Origin of the sequence: Oceanimonas doudoroffii, assembly GCF_002242685.1 — a bacterium.
Taxonomy (GTDB): Bacteria; Pseudomonadota; Gammaproteobacteria; order Enterobacterales; family Aeromonadaceae; genus Oceanimonas; species Oceanimonas doudoroffii.
In genome coordinates this window covers 917,135-933,168 of the sequence record NZ_NBIM01000001.1, presented here as the reverse complement: position 1 = coordinate 933,168, position 16,034 = coordinate 917,135, and the positions used below count along the sequence as shown (strand labels likewise).

The 16,034-nt window shown below is 56.9% G+C and carries 14 protein-coding genes; 7 read left to right on the top strand and 7 right to left on the bottom strand.

Features of this window, described 5'->3' with window-relative positions:
- Position 1: 1 nt before the first annotated feature.
- Together B6S08_RS04285 and B6S08_RS04280 are read right to left on the bottom strand one after the other, a co-directional pair.
- Positions 2 to 1,408, bottom strand: coding sequence for a heavy metal sensor histidine kinase (locus tag B6S08_RS04285; RefSeq protein ID WP_094199518.1), 1,407 nt, complete (start codon positions 1,406 to 1,408; stop codon positions 2 to 4).
- Positions 1,409 to 1,454: 46 nt separating this feature from the next.
- The gene (locus tag B6S08_RS04280) at positions 1,455 to 2,135 is read right to left on the bottom strand and encodes a type 1 glutamine amidotransferase domain-containing protein (protein ID WP_094199517.1); all 681 of its coding nucleotides are present in this window, start codon (positions 2,133 to 2,135) and stop codon (positions 1,455 to 1,457) included.
- Positions 2,136 to 2,301: 166 nt separating this feature from the next.
- Here B6S08_RS04280 and B6S08_RS04275 point away from each other — a divergent pair, with 166 nt between their 5' ends.
- Positions 2,302 to 2,496, top strand: a complete 195-nt coding sequence (locus tag B6S08_RS04275; RefSeq protein ID WP_094199516.1) for a hypothetical protein — start codon at positions 2,302 to 2,304, stop codon at positions 2,494 to 2,496.
- 68 nt (positions 2,497 to 2,564) lie between these two features.
- Here B6S08_RS04275 and B6S08_RS04270 read toward each other — a convergent pair whose 3' ends face one another.
- Positions 2,565 to 3,059, bottom strand: coding sequence for an aminoacyl-tRNA deacylase (locus B6S08_RS04270; protein WP_240919654.1), 495 nt, complete (start codon positions 3,057 to 3,059; stop codon positions 2,565 to 2,567).
- 207 nt (positions 3,060 to 3,266) lie between these two features.
- On the opposite strand from B6S08_RS04270, the gene B6S08_RS04265 reads away from it, so the two are divergent.
- Positions 3,267 to 4,931: a methyl-accepting chemotaxis protein gene (locus B6S08_RS04265; RefSeq protein WP_094199514.1), complete on the top strand. Its 1,665-nt coding sequence runs from the start codon at positions 3,267 to 3,269 to the stop codon at positions 4,929 to 4,931.
- 88 nt (positions 4,932 to 5,019) lie between these two features.
- Here the strand turns inward: B6S08_RS04265 and xseA are convergent, their stop codons facing one another.
- Complete coding sequence (xseA, locus tag B6S08_RS04260) at positions 5,020 to 6,369, bottom strand: exodeoxyribonuclease VII large subunit (protein WP_094199513.1); 1,350 nt, start codon at positions 6,367 to 6,369, stop codon at positions 5,020 to 5,022.
- 160 nt (positions 6,370 to 6,529) lie between these two features.
- On the opposite strand from xseA, the gene guaB reads away from it, so the two are divergent.
- From guaB to B6S08_RS04245, 3 genes are all read left to right on the top strand, one after another.
- Positions 6,530 to 7,993, top strand: a complete 1,464-nt coding sequence (gene guaB / locus B6S08_RS04255) for an IMP dehydrogenase (RefSeq protein WP_094199512.1) — start codon at positions 6,530 to 6,532, stop codon at positions 7,991 to 7,993.
- A gap of 93 nt (positions 7,994 to 8,086) precedes the next feature.
- On the top strand, positions 8,087 to 9,664 hold the full coding sequence (guaA, locus tag B6S08_RS04250) for a glutamine-hydrolyzing GMP synthase (protein WP_094199511.1): 1,578 nt from the start codon (positions 8,087 to 8,089) through the stop codon (positions 9,662 to 9,664).
- A gap of 308 nt (positions 9,665 to 9,972) precedes the next feature.
- On the top strand, positions 9,973 to 11,169 hold the full coding sequence (locus B6S08_RS04245; protein WP_094199510.1) for a tyrosine-type recombinase/integrase: 1,197 nt from the start codon (positions 9,973 to 9,975) through the stop codon (positions 11,167 to 11,169).
- Positions 11,170 to 11,323: 154 nt separating this feature from the next.
- Here B6S08_RS04245 and B6S08_RS04240 read toward each other — a convergent pair whose 3' ends face one another.
- On the bottom strand, positions 11,324 to 12,391 hold the full coding sequence (locus tag B6S08_RS04240) for a UvrD-helicase domain-containing protein (RefSeq protein ID WP_094199509.1): 1,068 nt from the start codon (positions 12,389 to 12,391) through the stop codon (positions 11,324 to 11,326).
- A complete protein-coding gene (locus tag B6S08_RS04235; protein WP_094199508.1) occupies positions 12,384 to 13,988 on the bottom strand; it encodes an ATP-dependent nuclease in 1,605 nt (534 codons plus the stop codon). The genes B6S08_RS04240 and B6S08_RS04235 overlap by 8 nt, the downstream gene beginning before the upstream one ends.
- Before the next feature lie 583 nt (positions 13,989 to 14,571).
- Here B6S08_RS04235 and B6S08_RS04230 point away from each other — a divergent pair.
- Both B6S08_RS04230 and B6S08_RS04225 read left to right on the top strand, forming a co-directional pair.
- Positions 14,572 to 14,817, top strand: a complete 246-nt coding sequence (locus B6S08_RS04230) for a helix-turn-helix transcriptional regulator (protein ID WP_094199507.1) — start codon at positions 14,572 to 14,574, stop codon at positions 14,815 to 14,817.
- A gap of 4 nt (positions 14,818 to 14,821) precedes the next feature.
- On the top strand, positions 14,822 to 15,658 hold the full coding sequence (locus B6S08_RS04225; RefSeq protein WP_245849806.1) for a helicase RepA family protein: 837 nt from the start codon (positions 14,822 to 14,824) through the stop codon (positions 15,656 to 15,658).
- 25 nt (positions 15,659 to 15,683) lie between these two features.
- Here B6S08_RS04225 and B6S08_RS18675 read toward each other — a convergent pair whose 3' ends face one another.
- Positions 15,684 to 16,025 carry a hypothetical protein gene (locus B6S08_RS18675; protein ID WP_169716361.1) on the bottom strand — a complete coding sequence of 114 codons (342 nt, stop codon included), beginning with the start codon at positions 16,023 to 16,025 and terminating at the stop codon, positions 15,684 to 15,686.
- Positions 16,026 to 16,034 lie beyond the last annotated feature (9 nt).

Genomic DNA, 16,034 nt, shown 5'->3' with positions numbered 1-16,034 from the left:
GTCATGTCGTTGACGCAGGGGCGGGAAACCGGGCGGTAAAGCAGGTCTCCCGCTTATCGGAATGCACCGTCAGGGTGCCGCCGTGACCGACGATAATGGCTCTGGCAATGGCCAGACCCAGGCCGGTGCCTTCGGTGGTTGGCTGACGGGCGCTGTCTGCCCGATAGAAGCGATCAAACAGCCGCGGCCACTGTGCCGGCGGAATAGGCGGCCCCGGATTGGCCACGGCCACGGTGACGCCGTTCTCGTTTTCACCAATGATGATGGTCACCGCTTGCCGTGCCGGCGTGTAGCGAATGGCATTGCTCAGCAAATTGCTGAAGGCCCGCTGTAACATGGCCCGGTCACCTTGCAGAGCGGCCTGTCCCTGGCGATGCAGCCGTACCTCTTGCTCGCTTGCCACGGGCTCGAAAAATTCAATCAGTTCATCCATCTCCTCGGCCAGATCCAGTGTACTGGGGTGCAGCGCCAGCTGCCCCCGATCTGATTTGGCCAGAAACAGCATTTCATTGATCATTCTGCCAAGCCGCTCGGCGCTATCCAGGTTGGCGTAGAGGGCTTCGCGGTAGTCCGCGGCATGACGTGGCTGGCTCAGGGCCACCTGAGTTTGCAGCATCAGGCTGTTTATCGGCGTGCGCAGCTCGTGGGCGATGTCGGAAGAAAAATCGGTCAGCCGCTGAAAGGAGTCTTCCAGCCGGTCCAGCATATTGTTGAAGGCGGCAATGGGAGCATGCAGTTCCGCCGGCGCGCCGTGCAGGGGCAGCCGGTGATCCAGCTTGCTGGCGGTAATACGGGTGGCGAGCCCGGCCAGGGCCCGCAATGGCCTGAGCCCGGTGCGGGAGGCAAACCAGCCCAGTAATACCGACACCAGTGCCATGCCTGCGGTCAACCAGAGCAGGCCGGCCTTAATGTCATCGAGAAAATGCTGGTGGTAGCGGGTGTCGAGCACCACGCGGATCATCAGTGTGTCGGGCAGCCCCGCTGTGGCAGAGGGCGGCGTGAAGGACGAGGTGAGGGCACGGTAGCGAGTGCCGTTTTCAACCCAGCTTTCAAATACCGGCAGGGCCTGCAACGGGGGCAGTGGGTGGTGCCGGGCTTCGGGCGCGCGCGTGTCTGCCAGCACTCTGCCCTCGGGCGTGCTGATCTGCAGGGCATGGTCGCCATAACCGGCCAGGGCCTGGTGCAGGCGGGTCTGCAGCCGCGGCCAGTCGGGCCGGCCGCTGTTCAGCTGGCTGGCGAGCAGGTTGTTGACCAGCACGGCCTTGCCCTGCAGGGCGGCCTCGTCCTGGCGGGCAAAGTGCTGATCCAGCGCCTGCATCAGCACCAGGCTGACCAGGCCCCAGATGGCCAGCATGGTCAGGGTAAAAATCAGGCTGAGGCGCGTGGTAAGAGAAAGCAAACGGCCCATGGCTGGCGCTGTGCTCCGGTTGGTTGCAACAGCGCCCAATGTACCCTCAAGCCTTCAGCACCGCCAGCAGGGCGTCGGCGGTGGCGGCGCTGGAGGCCGGATTCTGTCCGGTAATCAACCCGCCGTCGGCGACCACATGGCTGCTCCAGTCTTCGCCCTTGCTGTAATGCGCCCCCTGGCCGGTGAGCATGTCTTCAATGGAAAAGGGCACCACCTCGGTGAGCCCCACGGCGGCCTCTTCGCGGTTGCTGAAACCGGTCACTCGCTTGCCCCGAACCACCGGCTGACCGTCGGGCGTTCTGGCGTGGCACAGCACGGCAGGGCCATGGCACACCGCTGCCACCGGGCGGCCCCGGCGCAGCATGTGTTCAATCAACCCCACCGAGGTGGCGTTTTCAGCCAGATCCCACAACGGGCCGTGGCCGCCGGGGTAAAACACCGCATCAAAGTCCCGATCGTGAATTCGAGTGAGCGGCAGGGTGTTGTCGAGGGCGGCCATGGCTTCGGCGTCGGCCTCAAACCGCCGAGTGTCGTCGGTCATCATGTCGGGATCCCGGCTTTTGGGATCGAGGGGCGGCCGGCCGCCCCTGGGTGACGCCAGGGTAATGTGCGCGCCGGCGTCTTTCAGCCGGTAATAGGGGGCGGCCAGCTCCTCCAGCCAGAAGCCGGTGGGCTCGCCGGTGTCGCCGAGCCGATCGTGGGAAGTCAGCACCATCAGAATGTTCATGTCGGTCTCCTTGGGGTCACAAAGAGGGTGGCAGGTACAAGGTTATGCATTCAGTGTAAGAACTGCCGGGGTGGTTGCGACAAATAAATAACCACTGCAGGGTATCAAGGCACTGGCTTGCGCCGTGCAGTCGGGTTGTCAAATAATGCCAATAAGGAGACATACCATGAAAACCCTGATGTCACTGGCCCTGGCGGCACTGTTTTCCGTGGCCGTGGTGCCTGCCCAGGCCGCACCGCTTGCTTCCGAAGGCCCCATTGTCAGCAAAACCCTGTCGATGGGGGACGGGATTGACCGCAAGAAGTGTCAAATCTTGAAAAAACGCGGCATGAAACTGCCCGGTTACTGTGGTCCTAATTAATGCGACCGGCTACATAAAACAACGGGTGCCATTGGCACCCGTTTTAGTGTGTGAAGGTCTGGGACCTGTTACATACGTTCCACCCGGCTCCAGGGATCCGGTTTGCGACTGAACTGTCCGTGTTTCCAGTCATTGGCCAGTCGGCGAAAGTCGTCGCCGCTGATATGCACCAGATCGCGGTGATCCCCGCTTTCCAGATATATATCGGCCATGCCCAGCAGCTCGTCGTCCACCATGGTATCCACGGCATAGGCTTCCCCCATGGCCGGAATGGCGCCCGGATCGCAGTCGTTGAACCAGTGACTGAGGTGATGTTCCGGTGCCAGCGCCATGGGCGCGTGTATCAGATAACTGAGCCGCTCCATGTCAAGTTTATCGGCGGCGGGCAGCACCGCCATCATGGCACGGCCGTCTTCGCTTTCCAGCATGACCGCCTTGGCCATCTGAGCCAGGGGAATATGGCTGGCAATGGCGCTCTGGGCTGCGCCCTCGGCGTAGGGGTGGTGCACCATGTTGTAGGGAACACGGCGTTGTTCAAGAAACTGTTTAAGTCTGAGTGACATACCCATGATTACCTCCCGAAAACAGGCACAAAACACCCTGCTTTCTATAACAGCACTCAAAGTATAGTTCGGCTGATGTATTGGTGTGCGAATTAAAGATTCGTAAGAGTCTATTGATCCAAATCAAGCGCACTTTGGATTGTCATTTTCCCAAAATGAAATTGCTCTAGAATGAATGTATTGGCCCCATACGAAAACTCACCTCACATGCGTAACCTCTCACTGAACTGGAAAATTCTACTGCCGTTGCTGGCGACCTTCATCTTGGTGTTTGCGTTGTGCTATGGCGTGTCGACCCAGTTGCAGCGTGGCCTGGCCCTGAGCCTGGCCGAGGAAAAAATAGAGACCACCGCCAACCTCTATATGGATGAGCTGAATGTGCTGATGGTAAACGGGGCCATTCACCGGCGTGGCCTGGTACAGTCCAAAATTCAGCAGGAAAAGGGCATTGAAAGTGCCCGAGTGATCCGCGCACCCGCGGTGACCGAGGTGTTTGGCCCGGGGGCACCGGATCAGGGCGTGGAAGACGAGCTTGACCGGCGTGCCATTGAACAGGGTGAAACCGTGCTGGAGCTGAACCTGAAGGGGGACAGTCCCAGTTTGACCATGGTCAAGCCGTTTCGGGCCCATGAAGCATATCGCGGTACCGCCTGCCTGCAGTGTCACCAGGTGCCGGAAGGCACCGTGATGGGGGCGGTACGCATCAGTTACGATCTGCGCGATACCTTTGCGCAAATCAAACACAACAACCTGCAACTGGCGGCCATGCTGCTGGCGGTGTTCCTGTTGGCGCTGGGAGGACTGTGGCTGGTGCAGCATCTTTACCTAAAGCGACCCATTCTCGGTATTCGTCGGCGCCTGCAGCAGGTGGCCAAGGAGCGGGATCTCTCCGGGCGCCTGCCCGAGCTCGGCAAGGATGAGCTGGGTGGCCTGGTAGACTCCATTAATGTCCTGCTTGGCAGTTTTCAGCACAGCCTGGCCGAGGTGCGCCGGGTGACCGGTAACATTTATGCCGCCGCCGGAGAAATTCAGCATACCGCCCAGCAGACCGACGCCTCGGTCAAGGCTCAGGACGGTGAAACCGCCCTGATCGCCACCGCCATCAATGAAATGGAGGCCTCGGCGCGGGAAGTGCGGGAGAACGCCAGACTGACCGCAGAGACCTCGGAGCAAACCCATGCCTTTGCCCTGACCGCCAGCGATCAGGCCCGGGTGGCGGTGATGGGCATTCAGGCCCTGAGCGGCGAAATTGGCCGTATCGACAGAGTGATTCGCGAACTGGACGGCCGTTGTGATCAGGTGGACAAGGTGCTCGACATGATCAAGGGCATTGCCGAACAGACCAACCTGCTGGCGCTGAATGCAGCCATAGAGGCGGCGCGTGCCGGCGAGTCGGGGCGGGGCTTTGCGGTGGTGGCCGACGAGGTGCGCACCCTGGCACTGCGCACTCAGCACTCAGCAGAAGAGATCACCGGCATGATTCGGCTGTTGCAGAACGAAGCCAAGGAGGCGGTGCACGCCATTGAAAAGGCAGAAGGTCAGGCCGGTGACAGCGTGGCCCGCACTCAGGATGCCATGGGCTCCCTGCAATCCATTATCGATCAGGTGGCGCGCATCAATGAGCTGAATGCCCAGGTGTCTACCTCGGCGGATGAACAAAGTGCGGTGTGCTCCGAGGTCAGCCGTAACATCACGCGCGTGCGGGACAGCTCCGGCGACACCCTGGCGCAGGCCGAAGCCGCCGCCAGTGCCAGCCTGCAACTGGTGGAGGAATGCCGGGTTCTGGAGCAAATGATTGCCCGGTACCGGCTGCAGCATGATATGCATGCCGGTACCGAGTCCTTGCCGGTACGGCCGGTGGCGGTGCATTAACGCCAAGGTTAATGGGAAAGCCGGCGGCCATCTCTTTTCTGATCACGGATACTCATGTTTCTGAACGCCGGTCGGGTTCAACACCAAATCAGTCTGATTCGGCCGTCACGCCTTCCACCCGGCTTACCACTTCGCCTTGGGCCAGCCGAGTGGTGATAACGTCATTTTCCTTCAGCTGGCCGGCATTGGTGATCACGCCGTTGTTGTGCAGGGTGATGCTATAACCCCGGGACAGGGTGGCCAGGGGGCTCATGGCGTGCAGCCGAGAGCCGGCCAGGGCCAGTTTATGTTCGAGACGGTTCAGTTTGGCACTCAGGGCTCCGTGCAGGCGTTGCGCCAGGGTGTTCAGTCGCTCTGCGCTGTATACCAGGCGCTGACCCGGGTGCTGGTGTATCAGGCGCAGTGTGGCCTGCTCGCTCCGCTGCTGTGCCTGCTCCAACCGCCGGCTCATCGCCCGCTCCAGGCGCAGCTGCAGCTGGTCGAGCTGCTGGCTTTGCTGCTGCAGGCGCTGGCGTGGGTGCTGTCGCTCCAGTCGGTGCTGCCATTGCTGCAGGCGGTTGTGCCGGTCGGCAAGCCAGCGCAACATGGCCTGCTCCAGGCGCTGGCCGCCCTGTTGCCACTGGCGCCGCTGCACGCCGCAGTCCTGGCTGATGAGCTCGGCGGCGGCAGAGGGGGTAGGGGCGCGCAGGTCGGCCACCAGATCACTCAGGCTCACATCCACCTCGTGGCCCACGGCACTGACCACCGGCAGGCGGGACGCGGCAATGGCCCGCACCAGGCGCTCATCGTTAAAGCACCACAAGTCCTCCAGCGAACCGCCCCCTCGGGCCAGCAGCAGCAGATCGGTCTCGTTGCGCCGGTTGGCCTCATTCAGGGCATGAATGAGCTGGGGCACGGCGCCTTCACCCTGTACCTGGCTGGGATAGAGGATCACCTCCAGCTGCGGCGCCCGGCGGGCCAGCACGGTGAGAATGTCGTGCACCGCCGCGCCCGTGGGAGAGCTGATAATGCCAATACGCGTTGGGTGGGCCGGCAGCGGGCGCTTGCGCTCGGCGGCAAACAGGCCCTCGGCGGCCAGCGCCTGTTTAAGGGCCTCAAACTGCTGCTTGAGCAAACCTTCGCCGGCGGGAGCCAGGGTCTGGGCTACCAGCTGAAAGTCGCCCCTTGGCTCATAGAGCGTAACTTTGCCGAAGATAAGTACCTGATCGCCGTTTTTCGGCCGAAAACCCACGCTGCGGTTGTTGCCGCGAAACATGGCGCAGCGCAGTTGCGACTGGTTGTCTTTTAACGAGAAATACCAGTGGCCCGAGGCCGGCATGACCAGGTTGGAGATTTCACCGGTGAGCCATACCGCACCCATGTCGCCTTCCAGCAGCAGCCGGGCGTGGCGATTAAGGCGGCTGACGGTGTAGATATTGGTTAACTTTTCCTGCTGCAAAATCACCTCTGGTGAGTATTTTTATTTGAAAATAAACCGCTTTGGGGAGAATTTTTCGTCTTGCCGACCAAAATAACAAAAAATCGCTTTACCCGAAGGGGGTGAATGCCTAAAATTCTTTGGCAATATTTTTACCCCCCAACTTATGGTGAATATTGCGATGCTTAGGATTGCCCAAGACGCCCTGACCTTTGATGATGTACTGCTGGTCCCAGCTCATTCCACCGTATTGCCCAACACGGCGGATCTCCGCACCCGGCTGACCCGGGAAATCAATCTTAACATCCCCATCGTCTCCGCTGCCATGGACACCGTGACCGAAGCCGATCTGGCCATTGCCCTGGCCCAGGAAGGCGGCATTGGTTTTATTCACAAGAACATGTCCGTTGAGGCCCAGGCTGCCCAGGTGCGCAAGGTCAAGAAATTCGAAAGCGGCATGGTGTCGGATCCGGTCACCGTGACTCCCGACATGACCATTGCCGATGTGCGTGAACTGACTCAGCAGAACGGCTTTGCCGGCTACCCGGTCATTGCCGCCGACGGCGAGCTGGTGGGCATTATCACCGGCCGTGACGTGCGCTTTGTGCAGGACATGAGCAAGCCCGTGCATGAAGTCATGACCGACAAGAGTCGCCTGGTTACCGTGCCGGTGGGCGCCGGCCGCGATCAGGTAGAAGCCCTGATGCAGCAGCACCGCATTGAAAAGGTACTGGTGGTAGAAAACAACGGTCGCCTGGCCGGCATGATCAGTGCCAAGGACTTCCAGAAAGCGGAAAGCAAACCCAACGCCTGTAAAGATGCTCAGGGCCGCCTGCGCGTGGGTGCCGCCGTGGGCGCCGCACCCGGCAACGAAGAGCGCATTGCCGCCCTGGTGGCCGCCGGCCTTGACGTGCTGCTGATCGACTCTTCTCACGGTCACTCCGAGGGTGTGCTGCAGCGCATTCGCGAAACCCGTGCCGCCTATCCGGATCTGGCCATCATCGGTGGCAACGTGGCCACCGCCGCCGGCGCCCTGGCCCTGGCCGAAGCGGGTGTGAGCGCGGTGAAGGTGGGCATCGGTCCCGGCTCCATCTGTACCACCCGTATCGTCACCGGTTGTGGTGTGCCGCAAATTACCGCCGTGGCCAACGCCGTGGAAGCACTCAAGGATCTGGGCATTCCGGTGATTGCCGACGGCGGCATTCGTTTCTCCGGTGACATCGCCAAGGCCCTGGCGGCCGGCGCCAACTGTGTGATGATGGGCTCCATGTTTGCCGGCACCGAAGAGTCTCCCGGTGAAATCGAGCTGTTCCAGGGCCGCGCGTTCAAGTCTTACCGTGGCATGGGCTCCCTGGGTGCCATGAGCAAGGGCTCCAGCGATCGCTACTTCCAGAGCGACAACGCCGCCGATAAAATGGTGCCGGAAGGCATTGAAGGCCGGGTGCCCTACAAGGGCAAACTGAAGGAAATTATCCATCAGCAGATGGGCGGTCTGCGCAGTGCCATGGGACTCACCGGTAGTGCCACCATAGATGACCTGCGCACCAAGGCAGAATTTGTTAAGATATCCGGCGCGGGCATTCAGGAGTCGCACGTGCACGATGTGACCATTACCAAGGAAGCGCCCAACTACCGGTTGGGTTAATCCCGGAACGCGACGAACGGGGGGCTGGTCCCCCCGTTTTTCTATTGCCGCCTGCTCCCCCCACAGGCGGTGTTTGTAACGAGTAGGAAGACGATGACCAAGAATATTCACGACAACCGGATCCTGATCCTGGACTTCGGCTCACAATACACTCAGCTGATTGCGCGCCGTGTGCGTGAACTGGGCGTGTATTGCGAGCTGTGGGCCTGGGACGTCACCGAGGAGCAGATCCGCGACTTCAATCCGAACGGTATCATTCTGTCCGGGGGGCCGGAGTCGGTCACCGAGGAAGGCAGCCCGCGGGCGCCGGAATACGTGTTTAATGCCGGTGTGCCGGTATTTGGCATTTGCTACGGCATGCAAACCATGGCTCAGCAGCTGGGTGGTGCCGTGGCCGGCTCCAACGAGCGTGAATTCGGTTACGCCCAGGTGCAGCGCGTGGCCGACTGCGCCCTGTTCGCCAACATTGAAGACGCCATCGACGACAACGGCAATGCCCTGCTGGACGTCTGGATGAGCCACGGCGACAAGGTGGTGGCCCTGCCCGAAGGTTTTGACAAGGTCGCCCAGACCGGCAGCTGCCCCTTTGCCGCCATGGCCGACGAAAGCCGTCGTTTCTACGGCGTGCAGTTCCACCCGGAAGTGACTCACACCCGCCAGGGCGCGCGCATGCTGGAGCACTTCGTGCGTGATATCTGCCAGTGTGAAGCCCTGTGGACCCCTGCTTCCATCATTGAAGACGCCGTGGCCCGTATCAAGGCGCAGGTGGGCGACGACGAGGTGATTCTGGGTCTGTCCGGCGGTGTTGACTCCTCCGTGGTGGCCATGCTGGTGCACCGTGCCATTGGCGACAAGCTGACCTGTGTATTCGTGGACAACGGCCTGCTGCGCCTGAACGAAGGCGAGCAGGTGATGGAAATGTTCGGCGACCACTTCGGCCTGAACATCATCAAGGCCGACGCCGAAGACCGCTTCCTCACCGCCCTGGCCGGCATCGACGAGCCGGAAGCCAAGCGCAAGGCCATTGGCCGCGTGTTTGTGGAAGTGTTCGACGAAGAGTCCAAGAAGCTCAAGAACGCCAAGTGGCTGGCCCAGGGCACCATCTATCCGGATGTGATTGAATCTGCCGCCTCTGCCACCGGCAAGGCCCATGTGATCAAGTCTCACCACAACGTGGGCGGTCTGCCCGACGACATGAAGATGGGTCTGGTTGAGCCGCTGCGCGAACTCTTTAAAGACGAAGTTCGCCGCGTGGGCCTGGAGCTGGGTCTGCCCTACGACATGCTCTATCGTCACCCCTTCCCGGGTCCGGGTCTGGGCGTGCGGGTGCTGGGTGAAGTGAAGAAGGAATACTGCGACCTGCTGCGCCGGGCCGACGCCATCTTCATTGAAGAGCTGCGCAAGCACGACCTGTACAACAAGGTCAGCCAGGCCTTTACCGTGTTCCTGCCGGTGCGCTCCGTTGGCGTCATGGGCGATGGCCGCAAGTACGACTGGGTGGTGTCTCTGCGTGCCGTGGAAACCATCGACTTCATGACCGCCCACTGGGCCCACCTGCCGTACGATTTCCTGGGCCATGTGTCCAACCGCATCATTAATGAAATCGACGGCATCAGCCGCGTGGTATACGATATTTCCGGCAAGCCGCCCGCGACCATTGAGTGGGAATAATCACTCTGTTAGGTAACAGCTGGCACCAACCGGCATGAAATGACACTTAAGCCCATGTTTACATGGGCTTTTTTGTTTTTATAGCCTGCACTATCTGGCAACAATTGGCAGCGGAAAGCACAACTTGAGCGTGGTATCGAACTTGGTATTATCGGTGAGCGATGCCATAAGTGAGAGCCAATACCATGCTGCCTTGCCTTATGACTACATGGTATCAACTTTTCATAACACACTGTTTTTAAAGTAATAAATAGCCAATTCATAAGGCTTTTTCAGCATGGTATCAACATCGACTAAGGACCAGACTCATGCTGACTGATACCAAGCTGCGCCACCTCAAGCCCAGAGACAAGCTTTACAAGGTGAACGACCGGGATGGCCTCTATGTGGCCGTGACGCCGGCCGGCACCGTCTCGTTCCGTTACAACTACTCCATTCATGGACGACAGGAGACGATCACCTTTGGCCGCTATGGTGTGGGGGGCATTACCCTGGCGGAAGCACGGGAGCAGCTGCATGAAGCCAAGCGCATGGTGGCCGATGGCAAATCACCGGCCAAGGAGAAAGCCCGGAAAAAGGCCCGGGTGAAAGACGCGGAAACCTTTGGTGCCTGGGCGGAGAAATGGCTGAGAGGCTATCAGATGGCGGACTCCACCCGGGATATGCGCCGCTCGGTGTATACCAGAGAACTGGAAACGAAATTCGGTAACCAGAAGCTGACCGAGATCACCCATGAAGACTTGCGAACGCTGACCGATGCCATTGTAGACCGTGGAGCTCCTGCTACTGCCGTTCATACCCGTGATATTGTGCTCCAGGTATACCGCTGGGCCATTGAACGAGGGCAAAAGGTAGAGAACCCGGCCGATTCGGTAAGGCCTTCCAGCATTGCCAGGTTTGAACCCCGGGACCGCACCCTGTCACCGGAGGAAATCAAACTCATGTACCAGTACATTGAGCGGATCGGGACCTCACCGTCCATTCGGGCAGCGGTAAAGCTGTTGCTGCTGACCATGGTACGAAAAAGCGAGCTGACCAATGCCACCTGGAGCGAAATTAACTTCAGCGAAGCGTTGTGGACCATTCCCAAAGAGCGGATGAAACGGCGAAATCCCCATTTGGTGTTCCTGTCCCGCCAGGCCCTGGACATTCTCATTGCCCTCAAGACCTTCTCCGGTGGTTCAGACTACATACTGCCATCCCGCTACGACTCCGACTTGCCCATGAGCAGCGCCACCCTGAACCGCGTTCTGGACCTGACCTATAAACTGGCTCAGAAAGAAGGGCAGCCCCTGGCCAAGTTTGGGCCCCACGATCTGAGGCGTACAGCAAGTACCTTACTCCATGAAGCTGGTTACAACACTGACTGGATAGAGAAATGTCTGGCCCACGAACAGAAGGGGGTGAGGGCCGTGTATAACAAAGCCGAGTACCGCGAACAGCGCACGGCCATGCTGCAGGACTGGGCGGATATGATTGATGAGTGGGTTTTTGAAGACCGCTAACTCTGCTGGACTGATAGATAATACGCAGGACTAGTCAGACTCGATTGGTCGGCGAGTCTGAACTAGTTCTTTCAGCAAGTTAAATGACCAAAGAAGGAACAGTAGCGACTGACAGGGTTAACCACTAGCGTTCCATTAGTGAAGTTGGCTGGAATCAGGGAGCCCAGTATTGCAGGTGAGACTTCCCTGGCAGGTCGAGCACGATTGCAAGGCTTTGCTTGGCGCGGGTGACTGCAACGTAAAACGCTGCAGCAGCTGTCGACTCCAAAGGTGTTCCGTTTTTGATGAAGTTTTCTATGTTTTTGGTAGGAGCAATCAGCACACGCTCAAAGGTGGCACCCTTAACCCCTTTGAAATTCTGGAATGGAAGATCCAGATGTTTGGCCGAGCTTATACTGTACCTTAAACATTGAGGGCTGAACCGGGCCATGTACTCATAGACATGCTCGGAACGCACTAGGTAAACACCGTCGTGCCCTGTCTCATCATTGTTTTCTGATGTGGTCCTCGGAAAGGCCCATCTAGCATCAAAAATGCTGTCCGAAAATGCCGCAATTTCCTCCCGGCACCGATAAGTAATCGTTGCATAGGTGATGTTTAGGCAGCCTTCTGCCTCGCGCTCTAGGAACCATTCCAACGAAGCGGCGTAATCAAACTGCTTGTTCTTGCGCCCTCGAGGATTTGTGGAGAGAACCGCCTGACGCACATCACCAACCAACCGCACTTCAATATTGGAATGCAGTAGCAACTGCAAGATCTCCCAATCGTAGCTAGCAAGATCCTGAACCTCGTCGATTAGAATTTCGTCGTAGATGCATTCCAAACGGTTTAGCAGCGCCGGTGTGGCTTCCATTAATTCAAAAGCAAGCCGGCCTAGTTCGCAGCTAAAGATTCTATTGTCGGCAGTCATGAACCTACTTTTGCCTCGCGCAAATCTGCCTGGACGCCCGTCAAAATCGAAGCCCCCGACTCGCTCACCGGGAAACTTGAAGCGCAGAAATGGCTTTGCAAAATGCCTAAGCAGAAACGTGTACCACCCCATGACTTCCACTCCAGTCGCATGACCAGCCTGAGCAGTTAGCCTAGCCTTCACCTCCTGTTGGTTCGTTTGAGTGAACGTCAGCAGCGCAACCTTACGCTCTGAGGGCAATGCTTGGCAGTGATTCACTAGACTTTGAGTCTTTCGACCGCCAGCCACCGCTAAAGTAAGGAAGTTAGACATGCTGGATGAACTCTGCAGCTTCGCTCATATACTCTGGCGGCGTCAAAGGCTTATCTGACTCGGCGATTCGTATCGCTCCTTCGGTCTTCTCGCGCGTCATCCAGGTATTCAAACAAGCCCTTGCAGCGATTCCTAGTACTTCCCTCAGATGTTCCTCTCCATTCGCTTTGACCAACTGAGGCTCAAGAGTTCGTCCATCGGCCACAGCGCCGATGAAAAGCTGCCGCTTTTTTTCGTCCAGCCACTGCTTAACAGTCTCTCTTAGCTCCTCGGGCTCGACTCCATCATTGTCTCGCATGACCGCTACCGGTTTGTCGATAGCCTGGCATAGCTCCAAGCAACGCGCGAGGGCAAGGCCACGCATGCTGACGACATCAACTCCTGCCTCCATTGGACTATGTCCGAATCGATCTTTAAACACTCGCTCGAAGATTATTTCGTCGGAAGGTCCTTCAACAAGTACCACCTTTTTGGCCAGAACCAATCTCAAGGTGTCGTATCCAGGCAGTCGCTGGAAATATCGGACAGTTTCTGGTGATAGGTCAGTAATTTTCGATACTTTATTACGGTTCAGGAGATGTAAGGCATCCAGTCCAAGTCGGTTCAACACGTAGGTACTATGGGTCGAGATGAAGAGCTGCTGCTCATCCGAGGCTAGCGACTCAATACGGTCCAGCAAAATTCTCAGGCTGGTATGTGAAAGGTGATTTTCAGGCTCCTCGACCATCACGATCTTCACCTTAGCTGCATGCCGTTTCATAGCTAGTGAGATCTTTATAGTTGCCTGCTGGCCAAGCCCTGCCATCGCAAATGGCACACGATCCACGTGGGGAGTAATGGCGCTATCCCAGGACGTCCTGGATGTCTGATCCATAGCCAGAGCCATGGGTTCGGCTTGCAATGCAGCACCTAGCTGCGCGATGCGCGCGTTGACCGGCGCAAGTGCTCCCTCAGTCATCGATGCTTTTATTTTTCGGTAATCCAGCGATATTGCCGCCTTTTCAGGGGGATCTAGGTGATCGCTTAGGATCTGCCGTAAATGGTAGTCCACGCCGGTTGTGGACTTGACTGTGCGGGAGTCAATTGTAGCAACAGACAGGACTCTCGGGCGCTTAACCAACTCACAGTCTGCAAACGAGCGCCACTCGTACATGTAGTACTCCACGGGCAATAGCTCGTTTGGGGCCTTTAACCATTCGTCCAACATATCCTGGTATTCCTCATTCGGAAATATCCTTAGGAACACACCGGGACAAGCATTAGTCGGTACGTCGGTGTTAACCGCCCCACACAGCACCTGGAGTTCTGGATCATCATGCAGGTACAGTTCAATTAGAATTTCGGGGAAGGATGGCTTATCACCCGCATTTCGGGCTGCAACGAATTGATCAACCAACTCGGAGTTGAACCAGTGCGGATTCAATTCTTCCAGAATATTACGCCCATGAATTCGACCGTTAAGTGCTAATGATACAGCCTCCATCAGGGTGGACTTACCAGCGTCGTTATCACCTATGAGGATGTTCTTTTTAGGGTTTGGGCAGAGTGTGAAGTCCTTGTATACCCGATACCCACGAATACGGATTTTGGTGATCATTGTTAACACTCCTTTGTATGTGCTAGAGGGATCTGATTTTTATGGGCTACAGCGTTTTCCTTGCTTATAAAGGGAATTAAGTACTCAGGCAACAGCTAAATATGACTCTTTTACTTAGAAAGTTCAAACTATCATTATGACTTATGCCTCCAAAGACCCTCTTGAACTGGGGCTATCGTACCTAACCCCGCGCCACCCGTGTAGGACTGGATAACAGCTTCATTTTAGCCGCTAAAATTATGTCAGCTGTTTTTTGAGCAAATTCCTGTCGGTAAAGCATGCAGCTTGGCGTGCCGAACCTTGCTTTGTTGTGCCAGTTAGTACGATTTCTGTTTATTTTTACTATGTTAATTTTTGTTTTTTTAAGAAATTTTAGCGGCTAAAAATAATGTGATGATTTCTTCCTTAGTGCTCATGTTTGTTTTCATTCAGAATGTCTGGCTTAACTTTTTATGCCTTTTTCTTTTTTGTTTTTCGATATATCGAAATTTATTTTAAAGTTGAAATTTAATTTTGTTTTTTATTTAAAAAAATATTTTTGTTGTTAGTATTAAAGTCTCTTCTGGTCTTGGGAGGCAATTAAATGCAAACAGTGGCACATAAAACACTTATTAATAAAAGGGTACTTCTGGAGATGATTCCGCTTTCAGCTCGGACAATTTACAACATGGAACAGCGTGGTGAATTTCCTCGCCGTATTGCGCTAACCAGCAGAAATGTTGCCTGGGACCTGGAAGAGGTTGAGAAATGGATTGAAGAACGGAAGTTATCTGGCCTTCAGGCTATGCGGCCTGGTTATTTCATGGGAGGCCAACGCTGTGGCTCTTGATCTCATGTCTGCATTTACCGAAACGCCGCTGCCTATTGATTACGTATTGCCTAATATGGCTGCGGGAACCGTAGGGGCCATTGTTTCACCTGGTGGAGCAGGCAAGTCCATGCTGGCTCTTCAATTGGCGGCACAGATAGCTGGAGGGCCTGACTTGCTGGGCATTGGTGAGCTAGTTACCGGCTCTGTGGCCTATCTGCCTGCCGAAGACCCGACAGCGGCTATCCATCACCGATTGCACGTTCTGGGATCACACCTCTCGCCCATACAACAACAAGCAGTAGCCCATGGGTTGCTTATTGAGCCACTGATTGGCAGGTGCCCCGACATTATGTCTTCAGCGTGGTTCGACGGCCTCAGGAAGGTTGCAGAGGGTAGACGCCTGCTGATTCTGGATACACTTCGCCGCTTTCACATCGAAGAAGAGAACGCCAGCGGGCCTATGGCGCAGGTGATAGGTCGAATGGAAGCCATTGCTGCTGAAACGGACTGCTCCATTGTGTTTTTGCACCATGCAAGCAAAGGAGCTGCCATGATGGGGAGTGGCGATCAACAGCAAGCCAGCCGGGGCTCGTCAGTGTTAGTCGATAATATCCGTTGGCAAGCCTATCTTGCCGGCATGACGGCAGGAGAAGCCGAAGAATGGGGCGTGGATGCTAACCAGCGGAGGTACTTTGTCCGCTTTGGTGTGAGTAAGGCGAATTACGGTGAGCCATTCTCGGAACGCTGGTTTAGACGGCATGAAGGTGGCGTGCTCAAACCCGCCATTCTGGAGCGCCAAAAGCGGCAGCAGTTTGTGAAGCCGAAAGCAGTGGTAGGGCTTGGTGATGACAATTGGTAACAAGGTCACTCCCACCAGCACGGCATTACAGGCGCGTGTGATGATCTATCAGCCCACTCAGCGTCCCCGAGAACGCAAGGGACAATGGATGGACACCTGCTTTGGTCGCTGTCGAGTCACCGGCAGGCTCGGACAGCGCCATGCCGACCTTTTGGAATCCATGCTGTACGTTGCCGAACGGAAGCGGGATGTGTCGGATGGCGGAGTGGAGCTTCTGGTAGACCCTGCGAAGCTTCGCCGGACAATGTCCGATCATCAATACAGCCTTGCCCAGATTGAGAAGCTGTTGGCTGAACTGCGGGCGGCGACCATCACTATAGAGACGCCGCAGTTTGATTTCCCCATTATCGGTGGCCTGATCGATCATGTCATACCC